Source organism: Nonomuraea sp. NPDC050451, assembly GCF_044458585.1.
Window position 1 is genome coordinate 141,584 of sequence record NZ_JBITHZ010000021.1, and the last position, 21,470, is coordinate 163,053.

17 protein-coding genes are annotated in these 21,470 nt (G+C 71.3%); 6 read left to right on the forward strand and 11 right to left on the reverse strand.

Annotated elements, in window-relative coordinates; translation table 11 throughout:
- Positions 1–30: 30 nt before the first annotated feature.
- Positions 31–1,089, forward strand: coding sequence for a PQQ-dependent sugar dehydrogenase (locus ACIBI9_RS43120; RefSeq protein WP_397231449.1), 1,059 nt, complete (start codon positions 31–33; stop codon positions 1,087–1,089).
- A gap of 135 nt (positions 1,090–1,224) precedes the next feature.
- Here the strand turns inward: ACIBI9_RS43120 and ACIBI9_RS43125 are convergent, their stop codons facing one another.
- The 3 genes from ACIBI9_RS43125 to ACIBI9_RS43135 form a co-directional block, all read right to left on the reverse strand.
- Positions 1,225–3,216, reverse strand: coding sequence for a VanW family protein (locus tag ACIBI9_RS43125; RefSeq protein ID WP_397231451.1), 1,992 nt, complete (start codon positions 3,214–3,216; stop codon positions 1,225–1,227).
- Between the two features lie 92 nt (positions 3,217–3,308).
- Positions 3,309–3,971, reverse strand: a complete 663-nt coding sequence (locus ACIBI9_RS43130) for a response regulator (RefSeq protein WP_397231453.1) — start codon at positions 3,969–3,971, stop codon at positions 3,309–3,311.
- An 88-nt stretch (positions 3,972–4,059) separates the two neighbouring features.
- On the reverse strand, positions 4,060–5,634 hold the full coding sequence (locus tag ACIBI9_RS43135) for an ATP-binding protein (RefSeq protein WP_397231455.1): 1,575 nt from the start codon (positions 5,632–5,634) through the stop codon (positions 4,060–4,062).
- A gap of 135 nt (positions 5,635–5,769) precedes the next feature.
- Here ACIBI9_RS43135 and ACIBI9_RS43140 point away from each other — a divergent pair, with 135 nt between their 5' ends.
- Genes ACIBI9_RS43140 through ACIBI9_RS43150 form a run of 3 tightly spaced genes read left to right on the forward strand, consistent with a single transcriptional unit; the run spans position 5,770 to position 8,735 of the window.
- Positions 5,770–6,741 carry a tripartite tricarboxylate transporter substrate binding protein gene (locus ACIBI9_RS43140; RefSeq protein ID WP_366318498.1) on the forward strand — a complete coding sequence of 324 codons (972 nt, stop codon included), beginning with the start codon at positions 5,770–5,772 and terminating at the stop codon, positions 6,739–6,741.
- Entirely contained in the window at positions 6,741–7,226 is a 486-nt protein-coding gene (locus tag ACIBI9_RS43145) for a tripartite tricarboxylate transporter TctB family protein (protein WP_397231457.1), read from the forward strand. The genes ACIBI9_RS43140 and ACIBI9_RS43145 overlap by 1 nt, the downstream gene beginning before the upstream one ends.
- The gene (locus ACIBI9_RS43150; protein WP_394497487.1) at positions 7,227–8,735 is read left to right on the forward strand and encodes a tripartite tricarboxylate transporter permease; all 1,509 of its coding nucleotides are present in this window, start codon (positions 7,227–7,229) and stop codon (positions 8,733–8,735) included.
- Here the strand turns inward: ACIBI9_RS43150 and ACIBI9_RS43155 are convergent.
- The 4 genes from ACIBI9_RS43155 to gatC all read right to left on the reverse strand — a co-directional run bounded on the left by ACIBI9_RS43155 (position 8,719) and on the right by gatC (position 13,492).
- On the reverse strand, positions 8,719–10,080 hold the full coding sequence (locus ACIBI9_RS43155; RefSeq protein WP_397231459.1) for an MFS transporter: 1,362 nt from the start codon (positions 10,078–10,080) through the stop codon (positions 8,719–8,721). The two genes, ACIBI9_RS43150 and ACIBI9_RS43155, sit on opposite strands and share 17 nt — an antisense overlap.
- 135 nt (positions 10,081–10,215) lie before the next feature.
- Positions 10,216–11,703, reverse strand: a complete 1,488-nt coding sequence (gene gatB / locus ACIBI9_RS43160) for an Asp-tRNA(Asn)/Glu-tRNA(Gln) amidotransferase subunit GatB (RefSeq protein WP_397231558.1) — start codon at positions 11,701–11,703, stop codon at positions 10,216–10,218.
- Positions 11,704–11,705: 2 nt separating this feature from the next.
- Positions 11,706–13,196, reverse strand: coding sequence for an Asp-tRNA(Asn)/Glu-tRNA(Gln) amidotransferase subunit GatA (gatA, locus tag ACIBI9_RS43165; RefSeq protein WP_397231461.1), 1,491 nt, complete (start codon positions 13,194–13,196; stop codon positions 11,706–11,708).
- Positions 13,193–13,492 carry an Asp-tRNA(Asn)/Glu-tRNA(Gln) amidotransferase subunit GatC gene (gatC, locus tag ACIBI9_RS43170; protein WP_185068184.1) on the reverse strand — a complete coding sequence of 100 codons (300 nt, stop codon included), beginning with the start codon at positions 13,490–13,492 and terminating at the stop codon, positions 13,193–13,195. Before gatC ends, gatA begins: the two co-directional genes overlap by 4 nt.
- A 199-nt stretch (positions 13,493–13,691) precedes the next feature.
- Here gatC and ACIBI9_RS43175 point away from each other — a divergent pair, with 199 nt between their 5' ends.
- Positions 13,692–14,120: a hypothetical protein gene (locus tag ACIBI9_RS43175; RefSeq protein WP_397231464.1), complete on the forward strand. Its 429-nt coding sequence runs from the start codon at positions 13,692–13,694 to the stop codon at positions 14,118–14,120.
- Here the strand turns inward: ACIBI9_RS43175 and ACIBI9_RS43180 are convergent.
- The 3 genes from ACIBI9_RS43180 to ACIBI9_RS43190 all read right to left on the reverse strand — a co-directional run bounded on the left by ACIBI9_RS43180 (position 14,104) and on the right by ACIBI9_RS43190 (position 19,712).
- A complete protein-coding gene (locus ACIBI9_RS43180) occupies positions 14,104–16,176 on the reverse strand; it encodes a putative bifunctional diguanylate cyclase/phosphodiesterase (protein ID WP_397231466.1) in 2,073 nt (690 codons plus the stop codon). The genes ACIBI9_RS43175 and ACIBI9_RS43180 overlap by 17 nt on opposite strands.
- Before the next feature lie 271 nt (positions 16,177–16,447).
- Complete coding sequence (ligA, locus tag ACIBI9_RS43185) at positions 16,448–18,637, reverse strand: NAD-dependent DNA ligase LigA (protein ID WP_397231468.1); 2,190 nt, start codon at positions 18,635–18,637, stop codon at positions 16,448–16,450.
- 82 nt (positions 18,638–18,719) lie between these two features.
- The gene (locus tag ACIBI9_RS43190; protein ID WP_397231470.1) at positions 18,720–19,712 is read right to left on the reverse strand and encodes a methionine synthase; all 993 of its coding nucleotides are present in this window, start codon (positions 19,710–19,712) and stop codon (positions 18,720–18,722) included.
- Between the two features lie 24 nt (positions 19,713–19,736).
- Between ACIBI9_RS43190 and ACIBI9_RS43195 the strand changes: the two genes are divergently transcribed.
- Positions 19,737–20,369 carry an MBL fold metallo-hydrolase gene (locus tag ACIBI9_RS43195; RefSeq protein ID WP_397231472.1) on the forward strand — a complete coding sequence of 211 codons (633 nt, stop codon included), beginning with the start codon at positions 19,737–19,739 and terminating at the stop codon, positions 20,367–20,369.
- Here the strand turns inward: ACIBI9_RS43195 and mnmA are convergent.
- Positions 20,362–21,420 carry a tRNA 2-thiouridine(34) synthase MnmA gene (gene mnmA, locus ACIBI9_RS43200; RefSeq protein ID WP_397231474.1) on the reverse strand — a complete coding sequence of 353 codons (1,059 nt, stop codon included), beginning with the start codon at positions 21,418–21,420 and terminating at the stop codon, positions 20,362–20,364. The two genes, ACIBI9_RS43195 and mnmA, sit on opposite strands and share 8 nt — an antisense overlap.
- Positions 21,421–21,470 lie beyond the last annotated feature (50 nt).

The window sequence follows — 21,470 nt, forward strand, 5'->3', positions numbered from 1 at the left end:
CCTTACGGCTCCACGGGAAGTATGGAACACATGAGGAAGCTCTGGACGATCATGCTCATGGCCGTGCTCACGGCCTGTTCCAGCGGTCTGGCCAGCGACGGGGAGGTGACGCCGACCGCCACCGTGCCGGCCGGGGCCGGGCCGGGAGAGCCCAGGGACGTGGCGACGGGGCTGGCGGTGCCGTGGGCGATCACGTTCCTGCCCGGAGGCGACGCGCTGGTCACCGAGCGCGACACGGCCAGGCTGCTGCGCGTGACCCGGGACGGGAAGGTCACCTCGCTGGGCACCATCCCGGGCGTGAGCCCGGCCGGCGAGGGCGGGCTGATGGGGGTGGCGGCAAAGGATCAGCAAATATTCCTTTACTACACCGCCGAACAGGACAACCGGATCGTCCGCTACCAGCTCACCGGCGACCGCCTCAGCGACGAGCGGGTCCTCGTGCGGGGCATCCCCAAGGGCGGGATCCACAACGGGGGACGGCTCGCGTTCGGGCCCGACGGGTTCCTGTACGCCTCCACGGGCGAGACCGGGGAGGACCAGCTCGCCCAGCAGCGCGACTCGCTGGGCGGCAAGATCCTCCGCATGACCGTGGACGGGACCCCCGCACCCGGCAACCCGTTCGGCACGCTCGTCTACAGCTACGGCCACCGCAACGTCCAGGGGCTCGCCTGGGACCAGTCCGGGCGCCTGTACGCGTCGGAGTTCGGCCAGAACACCTATGACGAGGTGAACCTCATCAAGGCGGGAGGCAACTACGGGTGGCCGGAGGTCGAGGGGCGCAGCGACGACTCGCGCTACGTCAACCCCATCGTCACCTGGTCCACCGACGAGGCCTCGCCGTCAGGGATGGCGTACGCGAACGGCTCGCTGTGGGTGGGGGCGCTGCGCGGGACCCGGCTGTGGCAGGTCCCGCTGGGGGCGGACGGCTCGGCGGGCACGCCCGTCGCCCGCTTCACCGGCCGCTACGGCCGCCTCCGCGCCGTCACCGCGGCTCCGGACGGCACGCTGTGGGTCGGCACCAGCAACCAGGACGGCCGCGGCTCCCCACGGCCGGGCGACGACCGCATCCTCTCGGTCCCGCTCTCGTAACCGCCTCAGACGTCCCCAGACCGGAGCACACGCTCTCGGGGTGCCCGGGTACCGGCCGGACGGGTCCGGCGCCGCCCACGCGCCACACACCGCGCGGGAGCGCCCCACCCCCGGAGCGCGGCCCTGGCAGGAGGGTCAGTTCGTGGCGCAGGTGGTCTGGGGCTGGGGCCGGTACTTGGTGGTCAGCTTCTTGTCCTTCTTGACCACCTTGCCGTCCTCGTGGAACACCCGGGTCACGTCGATCGTGAACCCCTGCTCCCCCACCGTCGGCAAGCACCCGGGCGCCGAGCTGCTCTCCGTCCGGAACGGCCGGAAGTCCCGCTTCTCGGACGCCACCGCCTCCACCTCGTCGTACCGCTTGGTGCTCCACAAGGTGACCGTCACCGACGTCTCCGTGAAGGCCGTCTTGACCAGCACGCCGAAGTCGGAGTCGTTGCGCCACTTCAGGTCCGTTTCCGGATAGAGCAGCGCCACGTCCCGCCCAGGCGGGTAACGGGGGGCGTAGTAGTCCATCGGCTGGTGCTCGACCAGGTCGAACCCGCCGAAGAAGGCGGCGTTGTACATGGTCGTGGCGAACTGGGAGACCCCGCCGCCGACGATGCTCACCATCCGCCCGCCGACGATCTGTCCCGCCTCGACGTACCCGTCCTCGACGGTGCGCTCTCCGATGACCTCGTTGATCGAGAACGTCTCCCCCGGCTTCACCAGGTGCCCGTCGAGCTGCTGCGCCATGCGCTGGATGTTCTTGACGCGAGGCTGGCCGGCGTCGAACGACGTGGTGAACGCGCCCACGGTCTCCTTGATCCCGAGGTCGCGTACCTGCTCCGTCGTGACGGCGGGGGCGACGGCGCCCAGCCGGACCGGGATCGTCCGGCTGCCGCCCTCGGCGAACACCCGCTCGGCGTCCCTGGCCAGCAGCTTGTCGTTCACGCCCCGCCCCGTGCGGGCGGGCACCAGGACCGGCTTGCCGTTCACGATGTCGTACGTGGCGTCACGCGGCTGCTGGGCCGCGTCCACCAGCCGGGTCTCCAGGGCCGCCAGCACCGCCGTGGTGTCGAACTGGGGCGCGAGCCCGCCGGAGCCGTCGGAGTTGTAGGTCAGGTTGGCGGCGATCATGGCCGGGGTGATCTGCGCCTGCTTGTCACCGAGAGTCAGCGTGACGGGCGCGGAGACGGCCGTCTTCGCCCTGGCGAGGGCGGTCGCGACGGCCTCGGCGGTGGTGACGGGCTTGGCCGGCCTGAGGGTGAGCACGACGTTGCCGCCGCCCTGCAGGAAGGCGTCGCCGATCCGGCGTACGGCGTCCTCCCGGTCGAGCAGCACGCCGTCCTGAGGCTGGCGGACCTTCGGCTCCAGCCCGGAGAAGGTCACCCGGCCCTCATGGGCCTTCTTGTCGGCTGCCTCGGCCAGGCCCTCGACGGTCCTGGTCAGCTGCGAGGAGTCGAGGTTGACCTTCGGCTGGAGCTGGGTCTTGCCGGTGAGTCCCCGCCACACCTCCTGCGGGCTGGGGAACCCGCTGGGCGCCTGGCCGATCGTGCCGACCACGTCGAGTTCGAGACCGGCCTCGTCGGCCTGGATGGTCTCCTTCCGGCCGGCGATGTCGACCACGACCGGGCGGCTCAGCCGGGTGCCGAGCTCGTTGCGGAGCTTGTCGGCCGCCTGGGTGACGGTCAGCCCGCCGATGTCGACGCCCGAGACATGGGTGCCGCGCAGGACGGAGCCCGACATGAGCACGGCGGGCACCACGTACGCCAGCGCCGCGAGCACCACGATGAACACCAGCAGCCCCGGCAGGAGGCGGCGCTTGCGAGGCGGCTCGGGCTCGTACGGGCTCTGCCGCTCCGAGGGGGCGCCGAACACGGGCGCGGGCGGGGTCGGCGGTTCCTTGCCGGTCACCGGCCATGGCTGCGCCGGCGGCGCCACAGGGGGCAGCGCGCCGCCCGAGGGACCGCCCGGGGCGCTCGGGCCTTGGGCCGGCCGGGGTTCCTGCCTGTCCGTGGGGCCGAAGATGTCCCGGGAGACACCCGGGGGCAGCCCTTCGATCCGCGGCTTCTTGGAGACACCCGACGTGGGTAATGGCACCGAGGCGAACGGGTCGGTCGGTGATTCGATCGGTCCGGCGTTACGCACGCCTCAATCTCCTCCCGGTCCGCAGCCAAGTCTCAGGCAACAGTAAGGCACGCGGATCCGCATATGTCACGGGAAATGGCTACGGAAGTGTGTCAACCTAGCCACCGGTAGCGATGTTCCGGTCGGCCGGCGGTGCCGTAACGGGGCCGGAACTCGGCCTGTCCGGCCACGCACAGGTATTCGAGATAGCGGCGGACGCTCACCCTCGACAGGCCCGTGAGCTCGGCCGTTTCGGTCGCCGACAGGTCGCGGCCCGCCTCCCGGAGGGTCTCCGCGACCAGTTCGCACGTGGCCGCCGACAGCCCCTTCGGCATCGGCGCGGAAGTCTTGGGGCTCCCGAAGAGCCGGTCCACGTCGTCCTGCCGCGCCTCGGGGCCGATGGCGGTCAGGCGCCTGCGGGTGTCGGCGTACTGCTGGAGCCGGTCGGTCAGCGCGGCGGCGGTGAAAGGCTTGATGAGGTAGTTGACGGCGCCGCCGCGCATGGCCTCCCTGACCGTGGGCACGTCGCGGGCGGCACTGATCATGAGGACGTCCACGTCATGGAGCTGTTTGAGCACCTCAAGTCCCGACATGTCGGGGAGGTAGATGTCGAGCAGCACGAGGTCCGGCCGGAGCTCGGCCGCCGCGGCGAGCGCGTCGGCCCCGCTGTGCGCCACGGACACGACCCGGAATCCGGGTACGCGCGCCACGTAGCCGCTGTGGATGCGGGCGACCATGAAGTCGTCGTCCACCACCAGCACCCGAATGTCACTCATGACCGCACCTCCGCCGCGGGTCCCGGCACGCGCACCTTTGCCGCGGGTCCCGGCACGCGCACCTTTGCCGCGGGTCCCGGCACCGGGATCACGTGCGGGCCTTCGCCGGGAGCAGGGCCGTGAAGACCGCGCCGCCCGAGTTCCGTACACGTACCCAGCCGCCCCGGCGCAGACACGCCTGCCGGGTCAGCGCCAGCCCGAGCCCGCGCGGCCCCGACCGGGCGGCCTTGGTGGTGAACCCCTCCCTGAACACCTCTTCCACCAGATCGGGCGCGATGCCCGGCCCGGAGTCGCCCACCCGTACGCGCAGCCCGTCGGCGTCGGCCTGCACCGACACCTCGATCGTGCCCTCGGCGCCGTCGAGCGCGTCGATGGCGTTGGCGACCAGGTTGCCGACCACGAGGACCGCGTCCTGCGGGTCGCCGAGCAGGCCCTCGGGCACGGCGGAGTCCTCCGACAGCACGAGCCGGGCGCCCCGCTCGGCCGCCTCGGCGGACTTGGCGAGCAGCAGGGCGGCCAGGGTGGGATCCTGGACGCGTTCGCGCAGGTCGGTGGCGTACGTGCCGTGAGTGGTGCGGGTGATGAAGTTGACGGCCGCCTCGTGCTCGCCCAGCTCCAGCAGGCCGACGATCGTGTGCATGCGGTTGGCGAACTCGTGCGCCTGGGCCCGCAAGGCGTCCGTCGCGCTGCTGGTGTCGTGGAGCTCGCGGGCCAGCCGGGTCAGCTCGGTGCGGTCGCGCAGGGTGACGACCCAGCCGCGGTGCTGGCCGCGTACCGAGACCGGGGTGCGGTTGAGCACCAGCACGCGCTCTCCGTGCAGCACGACGCGGTCCTCGCCCGGGTCGGCGCCCCCGAGCACGTCGCGCATGCGCTCGGAGACCGGCATCTGCGTCAGGTCCTCGCCCACGTTGCCCAGGAGCTCGCGGGCGGCGTCGTTGACCAGCGTGACGCGGCCGTTGAGGTCGAGCGCGAGCACGCCCTCCTTGACGCCGTGCAGCACGCCCTCGCGCTGCTCCAGCAGCGCGGCGATCTCGCGCGGCTCCAGCCCGAACGTCTGCCTGCGCACCCGCGCGGTGATCACCGCGGCCAGCGTGAGGCCCGCCAGCAGCACGGCCAGCGCCGTCCAGATCAGCGGCGGGAGCGCGGCGCCGAGCTGGCCGACGACCGTGGTCTCCAGCACGCCGACCGAGACCAGGCCGATCACGCCGCCGTACTCGTCGCGGATGGGGGCCTTGCCCCTGACCGTGGTGCCGATCGTGCCGGTCTCGGTGCCGACCCAGCTCCTGCCCGTCTTGAGCACGGTGGTGCCGTCGGTGGACAGCTGCTTGCCGATCAGCAGGGTGTTGGGATGGGCGTAGCGCTTCTGCTCGGCGTTGGCGATCACGACATAGTCGGCGCCGGTCTCGTGCTGCACGCTCATGGCCAGCGGCTGCAGGACCGACTCCGGATTCTTCAGCTTGAACGCTTCCCTGACCTGTGGGAGCCCTGCCACGGACTGCGCGATGGCCAGCGCCCGCTGCTGGTGCAGCGAGTCGAGCTGGTCGCGCGTGTGCTCGGCCCACACCCCTGCGGTGCCCCCGACGGCGAGGATCACGATCACCATCTGGAGCACGAACAGTTGGGTCCCGAGGGAGGCGTCACGGACGCGTCTCACGTTGCACATGGAAACAAACGCAGGTCACGGCCAGGTTGCGACCAATACGACCACTATGACGGCAAGCGTGCAAAGCCTCGACGTGGGCGGGATGGGGCTTCACGATCCCAGTTTTACAACCGTGAAACACCCCCTGGAGTGATCATGCGCTTGCGCGTATTCGCCGCCCTCGCGGCATTCTCCCTCGCCGCGCTGACCGGCTGCGGCGAGTCAGGCACCGGCACGTCCGCCAGCGGCTCCTTGCGGATCATGGCTCCGGCCTCCCCCGGCGGCGGCTGGGACCAGACCTCCCGCATCGCGGAGCAGGCGATCAAGGCCGCCGACTCCAAGCGGAAGGTCGAGGTGTACAACGTGCCCGGCGCGGGCGGCACCATCGGCCTGGCGCAGCTCGCGGGCGAGAAGGGCAACGGCAACCTGCTGATGACCATGGGCCTGGTCATGGTGGGCGCCATCGAGCAGAACAAGTCCAAGGTCACCCTGGCCGAGACCACCCCAATCGCCAAGCTGACCGAGGAGTACGAGATCGTCGTCGTCCCGGCCGAGTCCCCGTACAAGTCGCTCGCCGACATGGTGGCGGCCTGGAAGGCCGACCCGAAGAAGGTGTCGATCTCGGGCGGGTCCGCGGGCGGCACCGACCACATCGTGGCCGGCCTGATGGCCAAGGCCGCGGGCGTCGACCCCAAGCAGGTCAACTACATCGCCCATTCGGGCGGCGGCGAGGCGCTCAACGAGCTGCTCGGCAACAAGGTCAGCGCGGGCATCTCGGGCGTGGCCGAGTTCGCGGAGCACGTGAAGTCCGGCAAGCTGCGCGCCCTCGGCGTGACCTCCGCCGAGCGGATCCCCGGCCTGGACGCGCCCACGCTGAAGGAGGGCGGCCTGGACGTCTCGTTGGCCAACTGGCGCGGCTTCGTCGCCCCCGGCGGCCTGTCCGACGCCGACAAGAAGGCGCTGACCGACCTGGTCACCAAGATGCACGACTCGCAGCCGTGGAAGGACGCGGTGACCAAGAACGGCTGGATCGACTCGTTCCAGACCGGGCAGCAGTTCACCGACTTCCTGAACTCCGAGCAGACCCGGGTCAAGGGCATCATCGCCGAGATGGGGCTCGTTTCCTGATGGCTCGCTGGTGGCGGCCCGAGCTCGGGCTGGCGGTCGTGGTGCTGGGCCTGGGCGTGCTCGTCGTGATCGGGACGCTGGACGTCTCCGCGGCGGCCTCCCAGCTCGGCATCGGGCCCCGATTCTTCCCCATGCTGGTGGGCGGCGCCATGGTGCTCATCGGCCTGTTCTACGTGGTCGATGTCATCCGCGGCGGCCACGGCGACCCCGAGGAGAGCGAGGACGTGGACGTGGACGCGCCCACGGACTGGCGCAGCGTCGGGCTGGTCAGCGGGATCTTCCTGGCGTTCACGGCGCTCCTCAACGTGCTCGGCTGGATCATCGGCGCGAGCCTGCTGTTCTTCGGGCTGTCGCTGGCGCTCGGGGCCGAGCACAAGGGCCGCTCGGCCGTGGTCTCGGTGGTCGTGGGGCTCGCCACGTACCTGCTGTTCGTCAAGGGCCTCGGCGTGGCGCTGCCGGGCGGGCTGCTGGCGGGGGTGATCTAGGTGGAGTCGTTCCAGCTGCTGATCGACGGGTTCGCCGCCGCGCTCACCCCGGTCAACCTCCTGTACGCGCTCGTCGGCGTCACGCTCGGCACCCTGGTCGGCGTGCTGCCCGGCATCGGGCCCGCGATGACCGTGGCGCTGCTCCTGCCGATCACGTTCACGGTGCCGCCGGCCAGCGCGTTCATCATGTTCGCGGGCATCTACTACGGCGGCATGTACGGCGGTTCGACCACCTCCATCCTGCTCAACACGCCCGGCGAGTCCTCGTCCATGATCACGGCGCTGGAGGGCAACAAGATGGCCCGGCGCGGCCGGGCGGCGCAGGCGCTGGCCACGGCGGCCATCGGCTCGTTCGTGGCCGGGACGATCGCCACGGCCCTGCTGGTCGTGGCCGCGCCCGCCGTGGTGAGCTTCGCGATCTCGTTCGGCCCTGAGGACTACTTCGCGCTGGCGATCCTCGCCTTCACCGCCGTGTCGTCGGTGCTGTCCCGCTCGGTCGTGCGCGGCCTGGCCTCCCTGGGCCTCGGGCTGGTGATCGGGCTCGTCGGCATCGACCAGCAGACCGGCCAGGCCCGGCTCACCATGGGCATCCCGCAACTGCTCGACGGCATCGACGTCGTGATCGTCGCGGTCGGGCTCTTCGCGCTCGGCGAGGCCCTCTACGTGGCCTCGCGGCTGCGCCACGCGGCGCCCGAAGTGGTGCCCGTCGGACGGGCGTGGATGGGGCGCGCGGACTGGCGGCGCTCCTGGTTCCCGTGGCTGCGCGGCACGGCGCTGGGCTTCCCGTTCGGCGCGCTGCCCGGCGGCGGGGCGGAGATCCCCACCTTCCTGTCGTACGCGGCCGAGAAGCGGCTGGCGCGCGGGGAGGCCCGCGAGGAGTTCGGCAAGGGGGCCATCGAGGGTGTGGCCGGGCCCGAGGCGGCCAACAACGCCTCCGCCGCGGGCACCCTGGTCCCGCTGCTCACGCTGGGCCTGCCCACGTCGGCGACGGCCGCGATCCTGCTCGCCGCCTTCCAGCAGTACGGGCTCCAGCCCGGGCCGCAGCTGTTCGACCACAACCCGGCGCTGGTGTGGGGCATGATCGCGTCGCTGTTCATCGGCAACACGATGCTGCTGGTGCTGAACCTGCCCCTCGCGCCCCTCTGGGCCCGCGTCCTGCGGATCCCCCGCCCGTACCTGTACGCCGGGATCGTCCTGTTCGCCGCCCTCGGCGTCTACGCCCTGAACGGCACCGTCGTGGACCTCGTGGTCCTGTACGTCCTGGGTCTCCTGGGCTACGCCATGCGCCGCTTCGGCCTGCCGGTCGCCCCCGCGGTGATCGGCATGATCCTGGGCCCGATGGCGGAGATCCAGCTGCGCCGCGCCCTGGCGATCGGGGCGGGCGACGTGACGGTCCTGGTGCGCAGCCCGGTCGCCGTGGTGCTGCTGGTCCTGGCCGCCCTGGCGCTGCTCACGCCGGTGTTCAGGACGCTGTCGGCCCGGCGGCGGGAGGTCACGCCGGTCGATTGACGGGCTCACGAGCTGGTTCCGCCGGTGCGACCGGATCGGCGGAACCGCTCGCTGCCCGCCGCGCGAAGGACCGGGGCGCGATCGCCAGCCCGGCCAGCGCCATGACCAGCGTGGCCGCGTACACCGTCCAGTAGCCCGAGTGGGCCGCCGTGAACAGCGCACCGGTGACGGCCACCGCCACCACCGAGAACACCGACTCGCCCACCTGCAGCGCCGAGCTGTTCCTGCCCTGCTCGCCGGGCGCCGACAGCTCCAGCGTCAGCACCGACAGCGTCGGGTAGACCAGGCCGATCCCGAACCCCGTGATGATCCACGCCGGGTAGGCCAGCGCCACCGGCACCGCGGTGAACGTCACCGTGCCCATGAGCAGGATGCCCAGCGCCATCATGGCCGCGCCCAGCCGCAGGTTCGTCACCTGGCTGAAGGTCTCGCGGCCCTGCAGCCACGAGGCGAACGACCAGGTCAGAGAGCCTCCCATGAGCACGAGGCCGGCCGCCAGCGTCGACAGGCCGCGCGCCTGGATCAGCATGAGCGGCACGATCACCTCGGCGGCGAAGAACGCGCCGGAGACCAGGCCGCGCAGCCCGACCACGGACGGCAGCCCGCGGGCGGCCCGGAGCGTACCGGTGGGAAGCAGCCTGGGCAGCGCCACGAGCAGCACCGCCAGGCCCGCGATCAGCAGCACGAGCCGCCCGTCGCTGCCGTACTGCATGAGCCCGGCGCCCACGGCCGTCACGACCGCCCAGCCGATCTTCCCCAGCAGGCCGGGCTCGGACTCGCTCTGCCCGCCGGCCAGAGGCTGGCCCGCCAGCCCGCGCAGCAGCACCAGGCCACCCGCCACGGTCAGGATCGGCACCAGCAGGAACACCCAGCGCCACCCGAGCGTCTCGGTCACCACCCCCACGATCGCCGGCCCCGCCATCGAGGGCACCACCCACGCGGTCGCGAAAAGGGAGAAGATCCGCGGATGCAGCTCCTCGGGATAGACCCGGGCCACCACGACATAGAGCGCCACGCTGACCAGCGCGCCGCCGAACCCCTGCAGGAACCGGCCCGCGATCAGCATCTCCATGCTCGGCGCCAACCCCGCCACCGTCAGCCCGCCGACGAACCCGGCCACGCCGGTCCACAGGGGTGCCAGGGGGCCGCGTACGTCCGCCCAGCGGCCCCCGAGCACGGTGCCCACCACACTGGCGGCCATCGCCCCGCTGAACGCCAGACCGTAGAGCTCCAGCCCGCCGAGCTCCTTGGCCACGACCGGCATGGCGATCGCGACCGCCATGTACTCGAAGGCCACCAGCGACACCATCGCCACCAGGCCCGCCGTCAACGCTTTTCTCTTCATGCCTCGAACGCTACGGAGGCCTACCTCCCGGCACCTCCAGCCCCGGTCCTAGCCGGCCCCGGCAATTGGGCCTAGGACCCGGCGCCAAGAAGGGCCCCGCCGTCGGAACGGCGAGGCCCTCGTTGTTTGCCCGTGTTACTCGGAGACGCCCAGCTTCTCCAGGATCAGCTGGCGGGCGCGGGCCGCGTCGGCCTTCCCCCGGCTGGCCTTCATGACGCCGCCCACCAGGGCGCCGGCCGCGGCGATCTTGCCGGACCTGACCTTCTCGGCCGCGTCGGCGTTGCCGGCCAGCACCTGGTCGATGATGGCCAGCAGCTCGCCCTCGTCGCTGACGATCTGCAGGCCGCGCTTCTCGACCACCTCGTCCGGCGTGCCCTCACCGGCCAGCACGCCTTCGAGCACCTCGCGCGCCAGCTTGTCGTTGAGCGCGCCGGAGGCCACCAGCTCGGTCACCCTGGCGATCTGCGCCGGGGTGATGGGCAGGTCGGCCAGCGCGGTGCCGCTCTCGTTGGCACGCCTGGCCAGCTCGCCCATCCACCACTTGCGCGCGTCCGCCGCCGGGGCGCCCGCCGCGACCGTGGCCTCGACCAGATCGATCGCGTCGGCGTTGTGCATGGCCTGCATGTCGAGGTCGGACAGCCCCCACTCGGCCTGCAGCCGCTTGCGCTTGACCGACGGCAGCTCGGGCAGGGCCGCCTTCAGCTCCGCCACCCAGGCGGTGTCGGGCGCGATCGGCACCAGGTCGGGCTCGGGGAAGTAGCGGTAGTCCTGCGCCTCCTCCTTGGACCGGCCCGACGTGGTGGTGCCGGTGTCCTCGTGGAAGTGGCGGGTCTCCTGAATGATCTTCCCGCCGTCGGCCAGGATGGCCGCCTGGCGCTCGATCTCGCTCCGCACGGACCGCTCGACGCTACGCAGCGAGTTGACGTTCTTGGTCTCCGTACGGGTGCCCCACTCCTCGGAGCCGCGCGGCATGAGCGACACGTTGACGTCGCACCGCAGCGAGCCCTCCTCCATGCGCACGTCGGAGACGCCGAGGGAGCGCATGATCTCGCGCAGCTCGGTGACGTACGCCTTGGCCACCTCGGGCGCGAGCCGGTCGGTGCCCGGGATGGGCTTGGTCACGATCTCGACCAGCGGGATGCCTGCGCGGTTGTAGTCGACGATCGAGTAGTCGGCCCCGTGGATGCGCCCGGTCGCGCCGCCCACGTGGGTGGACTTGCCGGTGTCCTCCTCCAGGTGCACCCGCTCGATCCCGATCCGCACGATCTGCCCCTCGACCTCGACGTCGAGGTAGCCGTCGAAGCAGAGCGGCTCGTCGTACTGCGAGATCTGGTAGTTCTTCGGCATGTCCGGATAGAAGTAGTTCTTCCGGGCGAAGCGGCACCACTCGGCGATCGAGCAGTTCAGCGCCAGGCCGATGCGGATGGTCGACTCGATGGCCGCGGCGTTGGCCACCGGCAGCGACCCGGGGAGCGCCAGGCAGGTCGGGCAGACCTGCGTGTTGGGCGGGGCGCCGAAGGCGGTCTTGCAGCCGCAGAACATCTTCGACCTGGTGCCCAGCTCGACGTGCGTCTCCAGGCCCAGCACCGGTTCGAACCGGTCGAGCGCTTCGTCATAGACCATGGTCATAGCGACGGGGCCTCCTTCAGCAGCGGGCCGCCCCAGCGGCTCTCCAGGGCCTTCTCGACGGCCGCACCGACGCGGTAGCAGCGGTCGTCGGCCAGGACCGGCGCCATGATCTGCAGGCCGACCGGCAGGTTGTCCTCGTCGGCCAGGCCGACCGGCACCGACATGGCCGCGTTGCCCGCCAGGTTGGACGGGATGGTGCACAGGTCGGCGAGGTACATCGAGATCGGGTCGTCGGCGCGCTCGCCGATCCCGAACGCCGTGGTCGGCGTGGTCGGCGACACCAGCACGTCGACCTGCTGGTAGGCGGCCTCGAACTCGCGGGAGATGACCGTGCGGACCTTCTGCGCCTGGCCGTAGTAGGCGTCGTAGTAGCCGCTCGACAGCGCGTACGTGCCGAGCATGATGCGCCGCTTGACCTCGGCGCCGAACCCGGCGGCCCTGGTCAGCGCCATGACCTCCTCGGCGCTGCGGGTGCCGTCGTCGCCGACGCGCAGGCCGTAACGCATGGCGTCGAAGCGCGCCAGGTTGGACGAGCACTCCGACGGCGCGATCAGGTAGTAGGCGGGCAGCGCGGTCGTGAACGACGGGCAGGAGACCTCGACGACCTTGGCCCCGAGCGACTCCAGGAGCTGGACGGCCTCGTGGTAGCGGGCCAGCACGCCGGCCTGGTAGCCCTCGCCGGCGAACTCCTTGACGACGCCGATCCGCATGCCGGCGACGTCGGCGTGCCTCGCGGCCTCGACCACGCTCGGGACGGGCGCGTCGATCGAGGTGGAGTCCATCGGGTCGTGCCCGGAGAACGCCTCGTGCAGCAGCGCCGCGTCGAGCACGTTGCGGGCGAACGGGCCCGGCGTGTCGAGCGAGCTGGCGAACGCGATGATCCCGTAACGGGACGAGCCACCGTAAGTGGGCTTCATGCCCACGATGCCGGTCACCGCGGCCGGCTGCCGGATGGAGCCGCCCGTGTCGGTGCCCGTGGACAGCGGCGCCTCGTACGCGGCCACGGCGGCGCTGGAGCCGCCCGACGAGCCGCCCGGCACCTTCGTCAGGTCCCACGGGTTGTGGGTGACCTGGTACGCCGAGTTTTCCGTGGAGGAGCCCATGGCGAACTCGTCCAGGTTGGTCTTGCCCAGGAAGACCAGCCCCGCCTCGCGCAGCCGCGCGGTGACGGTCGCGTCGTACGGCGGGCGCCAGCCCTCGAGGATCTTGGACGCGGCCGTGGTCGGCATGTCGCGCGTGGTGAAGATGTCCTTGTGCGCGATCGGCACGCCGGCCAGCGGGCCGAGCTTCTCGCCCGCCCTCAGCCTGGCGTCGACGGCGCGCGCCTGCTCCAGCGTCGTCTCGCGATCGATGTGGAGGAACGCCTGGACCTTGGGCTCGACCTCGGCCATGCGGTCGAGATGCGCCTCGGCCACCTCGACGGCCGACACCTCGCCGCCGGCGATCATCGATCCCAGCTCGGCGGCGGTCTTTCTGATCAGACTCATGCCTCCTCCCCGAGGATGCGCGGCACCCGGAAGCGGTCGTCCTCGACGGCCGGCGCGCCGGAGAGCGCCTGCTCAGGTGTCAGGCACTGTCGTACCTCGTCGGCACGGAAGACATTGGTCAGCGGAAGCGCGTGCGACGATGGCGGCACGTCCTCGGCGGCGACCTCGGCCACCTTCGCAACCGCTTCGATGATGGCATCGAGCTGGGTGGCGTAGTGGTCGAGTTCGTCGTCGGTGAGTGCCAGCCTGGACAACCGGGCCAGGTGTGCGACCTCGTCGCGGGTTATGGCGGACATGAGTCGTGTAACCCGTTTCGTGGATGGAGTCTTGGACAATGCCATCCTAGGGGGCTTGACGTCGCACCCCCGAACCGATTAACCGCGCCGAAACGAACCTCCCCCTGCGCCCGCTCGTTATCCGCTTGGGGACAGGGGGTCGGCTGTGGAGCGGAACGGCTGCGGCGCGGGATGCCTCGTGGTGCTCATCGTGGTGACGATGCCTCTGGTTCTCATCGCCGGAGTGTTGCTGGCGGCCGCCACCGTGTCCGCCGCCGAGCTGGAGTACCGGGCCGCGCACGGGGAGGGCACGATGGGCACCTTCACGGCGACGGACCTGGACTGCTCGGGCCGCGGCCCCTGCCGCTGGGAGGGCGTCTTCGAGTCCGCCGCGCGAACCCGGCAGGACGCCTGGATCTACGGGTACGAGCCCCTCGACCTGTCCGAGGGCGACCGCGTGCCCGCCCTGGACGCGGGCCACGACGTCAAGGTGTTCCGTCCGGGCCACTACGACTGGCCCGGCGTGCTCCTGCTGTCCGTACTCTCGCTCGCCGCCCTGCTCCTGCCCGCCTACCTGCTCCGGCGCGCGCTGCGGAAGCACTCGCCACAGCCGCCAGGCTCGGGCCACCGGGTCAGGCCGAGCGGCTGACCTCGGGCTGGTAGCCGTACTCGATCCCGGGCCCCGCGCCGGTGTGCTCCCTGAGCCAGACGGTGGCGTCGGCGGCGGGCATGGGCCGCCCGAACAGCCACCCCTGCCCCATGTCGCATCCCATCTCGTCCAGCCGCATCGCCACCTCGTCCGACTCCACGCCCTCCGCGACCGAGCGCAGGCCGAGCGAGCGGACCAGGTCCACGATCGAGCGGACGATCCGGTAGTCGTCCTCCGACTCGGCGATCCGGCGCACGAAGGAGGCGTCGATCTTGACCTCGGACACCGCCAGGCGCTGGAGCCGGATCAGCGACGAGTAGCCGGTGCCGAAGTCGTCGAGCGCCAGCGGCACGCCCAGCGCGGCCAGCGCCTTGATGGTCTCGTGGGTGTAGGCCTGGTCGCCCGTCAGGATGCGCTCGGTCACCTCCAGCTGGATGGCCCCCGGCGGGAGCCCGGAGGCGGCCAGGCCGACCTCCAGCTGCTCCGGCAGGGCCGAGTCGAGCAGGTCGCGGGCCGAGATGTTGACGGAGATCTGCACCTGCAGCCCCGTGTGCCACCAGCGGGCCGCCTGCTCCAGCGCCACCTCGATGACGTACGCGGTGAGGGGCCGCATCAGGTACGACTGCTCGGCCAGCGGCACGAACTCCGACGGCGGGATCATCCCGTGCACCGGATGGCGCCACCGCAGCAGCGCCTCGACGCCCTGGACGGCGCCGGTGCCGAGGCTGACCTTGGGCTGGAAGTGCAGGCGCAACTCGCGGTTGTCGATGGCGCGGCGCAGGTCGCCGAGGAGATTGAGGCGTTCGGGAGAGTTGCGGTCCTTGTCGGGCTGGTAGAGCTCAACCCCGCTGCGCCCCTCCTTGGCCAGGTACATGGCCACGTCGGCCCGCTGCAGGAGCAACTCGAAATCGGGGGCGTGGTCCGGGTAGAGCGCGATCCCGACGGAACCGTCCACGTCGAAGGTCATGCCCTCCAGCCGGACCGGCTCGGTCAGCGCCGCCCGCAGCCGGGCCGCGACCTCCCTGGCCGCGTGGGCGTCCCTGATCGAGGGCAGCAGCACGGCGAACTCGTCGCCGCCCAGCCGCGCCACGACGTCGCCGGGGCGTACGGAATGGGTGAGCCGGTGCGCCACCATCTGCAGCAGCCGGTCGCCCACCGGATGCCCCATCGTGTCGTTGACCTCCTTGAACCGGTCGAGGTCGAGGAGGAACAGCCCGACCCGCTCGTCCTGCCGGGCCTCGGCCAGCGCCTCCTCCGTGCTGACGATGAGCATCTTGCGGTTGGGCAGGCCGGTCAGCTCGTCGTGCAGGGCCTGGTGGTCACGGCGCATCGAGAGCGTGGCGGTGAAGTAGACGGCGGCCAGTGGGGCGACGAAGAGGGGCACCATGCCGGGCGAGTGCTCCATGGCCACGACGACCAGGGGCGCCAGGCCGAGCAGCCCGACGTACACGAGGCTCTGCGGGACGAGCGTGACCTTGAACACCCGCGTGATCGAGCGCCGCTCGTGCAGCGCGACCGCGCCGCACACGAGAGCGGCCCTGGTGGCGAAGTACGCGACCCCGGCCAGCGCGATCGCCGGCAGGTCCGACCCGTCCGGCACCCAGGGCGCGGCCGGACTCGGCGCGATCCCGAACACCCCCATCACCACGGCCGCCGCGGTGAGCGCGAGCGTCGACTGCGCGATGTTGAACATGACCCGATGCCACGCCTTACGCGTCACCACCCCGTTCATGGCGACGGCGACGGCCTGCATGAGCACCGCGACGGGCAGCCCGAAGTGCAGGAGCACGGCGAAGGTGAACATGGTGGAGGGGTACGTGCCACCCACCGAGGCGGCGGACGACACCATCACGGGCCTCAGCTCGCCCAGGATCACCAGCACCGACAGCGCCCAGAACAGCGGCGTGCGGGCGAGCTCCACCAGCCCGGCGGCGTCCAGCCGCAGCATGGCCACCACGAGCGCGGTGAAGCCGATCACGGTTACGCCCGCGAGGAACGCCCAGAGCGGCGTGCCGACGCGTGGTCCGGTGTCGCGGGTGTCGGTTGGGTCAGTCATCGGTAACAGAACCCCCATTAGGTCACTATGGGAGGGTACGACCTTCACCCCACTTCGCGAAACCAAGCGCGTACGTTCCGTCACTTCTCCTTTCCGACATATACCCAAAAACCACCCTGGGTAGCAACCTGCCTACCCTCCCCACACACCCGCCCCTGCCGAGCGCCGCGACACCGCCGCCACACCACGGCCCCAATACGCGGCCCACCCCGCCACCGCCTCCCGCGCATCGGCCGGGCGTCGCGCACCGACGCCCGGTCGTCGGAAGGTGCTAAGCCTCCGGGGTTACCGCGACCTCCGCCGCCGCGTCCGGGCCGTCCTTCAGCAGGACCTCGAACCCGGCCCCGTCCAGGATCGGCACCCCGAGGCTCACCGCCTTGTCGTACTTCGACCCCGCGTTCTCCCCCACCACCAGGAACGACGTCTTCTTCGACACCGACCCCGACACCTTCCCGCCCTGGCTGGTGATCGCGTCGGCCGCCGAATCGCGGGTGTAGCCCTCAAGCGTCCCCGTCACCACGAACGTCAGCCCCTCGAGCGTCTGCGGCCCCTTCTCCGGCGCGGGCTCGTCCTCCATCCGGACCCCCGCGGCCCGCCACCGGTCGATGATCTCCCGGTGCCAGTCGACCGAGAACCACTCCCGGATCGTGGCCGCCACCCGGGGCCCGATGCCCTCGACGGCGGCCAATTCCTCCTCCGAGGCATTCATGATGCGCTCGATCGAGCGCATCTCGTCGGCCAGCGCGCGGGCGGTCGGCGGGCCGATGTGCCGGATCGACAGGGCGACCAGGACGTTGGCGAGCGGCGCCTGCTTGGCCCGCTCCAGCTCCTCGATGAGCTGCAGCGCGTTCTGGCTGGCCCCGCCGTCGATGTTGGAGAAGAAGGTGACGACCTTCTCCTCCCCGGTCTTGGGGTCGATCTTGGGCAGGCCGGTGTCCTGGTCGCGCACGACCGACTTGATGGGCAGCAACTGCTCCAGCGTCAGGTCGAACAGGTCGGCCTCGGTGCGCACCACCGGCTGCTGGGGCGGCAGCGGCTGGGTGAGGGCGGTGGCCGCGACGTAGCCGAGCCCGTCGATGTCGAGCGCGCGCCGCCCGGCCGCGAAGTAGATGCGCTCGCGGATCTGGGCGGGGCAGCTGCGGGCGTTGGGGCAGCGCAGGTCGGCGTCGCCCTCCTTCTCGTACGCCAGCTCGGTGCCGCACTCCGGGCAGTGGGTCGGCATGACGAACTCGCGCTCCGACCCGTCCCGCAGCGCCGTCACCGGCCCGACGATCTCGGGGATGACGTCGCCCGCCTTGCGCAGCACCACGGTGTCGCCGATGAGCACGCCCTTCTTGACCACGATGGCGGCGTTGTGAAGGGTGGCCCGCTCGACGGTCGAACCCGACACCACGACGGGCTCCATCACCGCGTACGGCGTGACCCGCCCCGTGCGGCCGACGCCTACCTCGATGCCGAGCAGCTTGGTGTTGACCTCTTCCGGCGGGTATTTGTAGGCGATCGCCCACCGCGGCGCCCGCGACGTGGAGCCCAGCTCCCGCTGCGTGCGGAAGTCGTCGACCTTCACGACCACCCCGTCGATCTCGTACGGGGGATCGTGCCGGTGCACGCGGTAGTTCTCGATGAACCCGTTGACCTCGGTGAGCCCCGGCACCACCTGGTAGAGATCGCTGACCGGCAGCCCGAACTCCCGCAACCGGTCGTACACGTCGGACTGCGCCCGAGGCACGGCCGAGCCCTCCCAGATGCCGATGCCGTGCACCAGCATCCGCAGCGGCCGCTGGGCCGTGACGCGCGGGTCCTTCTGCCTCAGCGTGCCGGCCGCGGAGTTACGCGGGTTGGCGAACGGCGTCTTGCCCTGCTCGACCAGCTGCTCGTTGAGCTTCTTGAAGTCCTCGACCGGGATGTAGACCTCGCCGCGCACCTCGACCAGGCTGGGGACGTCGTCGCCCGTGAGCCGGTGGGGGACGCCCTTGATCGTGCGGACGTTGGCCGTCACGTCGTCGCCCGTGCGCCCGTCGCCGCGGGTCGTCCCGCGCTCCAGCTTGCCGTCGCGGTAGACCAGCGCGATCGCCAGCCCGTCGATCTTGAGCTCGCAGAGGTAGGGCCCCGGATCGCCCTCGGCCAGCCGCTCGGCCCGCTGCATCCAGGCGGCCATGTCGGCTTCGTTGAAGGCGTTGTCGAGGCTCTCCATCCGGTTGAGGTGCTGCACCTTGGCGAAGTCGCCCGACACGGGAGCGCCGACCTTCTGCGTCGGCGAGTCGGGCGTCTGGAGCGACGGATGCGCCTCCTCCAGCGCGAGCAGCTCCCTGAACCACCCGTCGAACTGCGCGTCGCTGACCGTCGGCTGATCGAGCACGTAATAGCGCCAGCGGGCGTCGTCGACCAGCTCGCTCAGCTCGGCATGCCGCTTGAGCGCGGCCACGGGCACACCCGCCACCTCGGCGCCTGGCTCACTCACCGTATGCTCCCCTTCCGAACCCGAACCCGAACCCGTACGTCAACCTGTGCAAACGCTACCGCCGAGCACCGACAACCAGTGCTCACCCCTCTTGCGGCCCGGCCTCCGGGTCCTCCCTGAGCACCTGGGCCGCCTTCCGGCAGGCCGCCAGGGCCGCGCGGGCGTACGCGGGTGACGCCCCGGCCAGCCCGCACGCCGGGGTCAGCACGACCTGCTCGGCCAGCCGGTCGGGCGCGAACCCGAGCCGCCGCCACAGGTCCAGCGCCGGTTTGGCGACCACCCCGACGCCCGGCAGCCGGGTGTCCCGGCCGGGCACGACCCCCAGCAGGAACCGCAGACCCGCCTCGACGGCCTCCCCGACGGATTCCTCGTCCCTGCGCCGCAGCAGCGCGGCGTCCACCGACACGCCGCGCACCCCGGCCCTGCGCAGCACGTCGAAGGGCACGGACGGCGCGCAGCAGTGCACGATCGGGGTGTCGAAGGAGCGCATCGACTCCTCCACCCGCCACTCCTCGACGGCCGCCAGCCGCCCGAACCCCGACGCCGTCGGCACGGTCCCCGCCAGCACGCCGGGCAGCCCGGGCTCGTCGAGCTGCAGCACGATCTCCGTCACCCCGGGCAGCCGCCGCCGCACCTCGGCGCAGTGGTCGGCGACCCCCTGCGCCAGCGAGGCGGTCAGATCGCGGACGGCCCCCGCGTCGGAGAGCATCTTGTCGCCGTGTTTCAGCTCGATCGACCCGGCCAGCGTCCACGGGCCGCAGACCTGCAGCTTGAGCGGCCCGGAGTAGTCGTGGCCGACCTCCTCCAGCCCGTCGAGATCCCGCCGCAGATGATCGACGGCCCGCTGGTGGTCGCGCCCCGGCCGACCGCTCAGCCGCCACCCGGAGGGCTGCACCTCGACGGGCAGCTCGACGAGCAGCCCGGCCGTCCTGCCGATCATGTCGGCGCCGACACCTCTGGCCGGCAGCTCGGGCAGGTACGGCAGTCCGGGCACCTCACCGAACACGACCCTGATCGCCTCGAGATGGTCCTCGCCCGGGTGCGAGCCGACTCCGGTGGCTTCCCACGTTGACATGGGCACAAGCGTAGGCTCTGCGGAATGGAGCTGACGAAACACGAGCACGCCTGTGTACGCGTGGAGAAGAACGGCAAGGTCCTGGTCATCGATCCCGGGACGTTCAGCAAGGGACCGGTGCTCGACGGCGCCGACGCGGTCCTGATCACCCACGAGCACTGGGACCACGTGGACGTCGACAAGTTGAAGGCCGCCTCGCCCGCCCTGGAGATCTACACCTGCGAGGGCGTCGCCGCGGATCTGACGGATGTTCCGGCGAAGATCCAGGTGGTACGGCACGGCGACGCGTTCGAGGCGGCCGGTTTCCGCGTGCGGGCCTTCGGCGAGTGGCACGCCAAGAACCATCCCGACGTGCCCGTCGTTCAGAATGTCGGGTTCCTGATCGACGACGAGATCTTCTACCCGGGTGACGCCTTGACGCTCCCGGGCGTGGACGTGCCCACCCTGCTGGTGCCGACCGGCGGGCCATGGCTGAAGCTCGGGGACATGATCGGATATCTCCGCGAGATCCGCCCCCAGAGGGCGTTCTCCACCCATGACGGCTTGTACAACGACATCGGCCTGGGCCTGGTGGACACCTGGCTGAAGATGGAGTCGGAACACCAGAGCGCCGACATCCGCCGCCTGACGGTCGGCGAGTCGGCCACGCTCAACTAGCGAAGACGATCGTCGCCGAGCCGATCACGGTGTCGCCGGAGTAGAGCACCGCCGCCTGGCCCGCCGCCACCCCGGTGGCCGGGCGGTCGAGGTCGATGCGGAGGCCGCCGCCGCCCTCCTCGAAGCGGCACGCGTAAACCTCTCCGTGCGCCCGCAACTGCACGGTCAGGTCCTCGAAAGTGGACGGGCCGTTCCACACCGGGCTGCCGCACGTGATCGAGGTGACCTCCAGCGCGGAACGCGGGCCGACCGTGACCGTGTTGGACACCGGCTCGATCGACAGCACGTAGCGGGGCCGGCCGTCGGCCGCCGGGCGGTCGATGTGCAGGCCCTTGCGCTGCCCGATCGTGAAGCCGTGGGCGCCCTGGTGGCTGCCGACGACCTCACCGCTCTGGTCGAGGATGGGGCCCTCGGCCGCGCCGAGCCGCTCGGCCAGGAAACCGCGGGTGTCGCCGTCGGCGATGAAGCAGATGTCGTGGCTGTCGGGCTTGTCGGCGACGGTCAGGCCGCGCCTGGCGGCCTCCTCGCGCACCTGGGCCTTGGTCGAGTCGCCCAGCGGGAAGATCGCGTGGCTGAGCTGCTCGCGGGTGAGCACCCCGAGCACGTACGACTGGTCCTTGCCCTGGTCGGGGCTCCTGGACAGCACGCCGTCGACCAGCTTGGCGTGGTGGCCGGTGGCGACCGCGTCGAAGCCCAGCGCCAGCGCCCGGTCGAGCACCGCCGAGAACTTGATCTTCTCGTTGCACCGCAGGCAGGGGTTGGGCGTGCGGCCCGCGGCGTATTCGGACACGAAGTCCTCCACCACGTCGCGCTGGAAGCGCTCGGCCATGTCCCAGATGTAGAAGGGGATGCCGATCACATCGGCGGCGCGTCGCGCGTCGCGCGAGTCCTCGATCGTGCAGCAGCCCCGCGCGCCCGTGCGGTGGGATTGGGGGTTGGCCGACAGAGCGAGATGCACGCCAGTGACGTCGTGACCGGCCTCGGCGATCCGAGCGGCGGCCACGGCGGAGTCGACGCCGCCCGACATGGCGGCAAGCACACGCAGTCCCATGACCGTTCCAGCGTACTGTCCGCGCGGGAGTGCGCGACCATGGCCGGGGT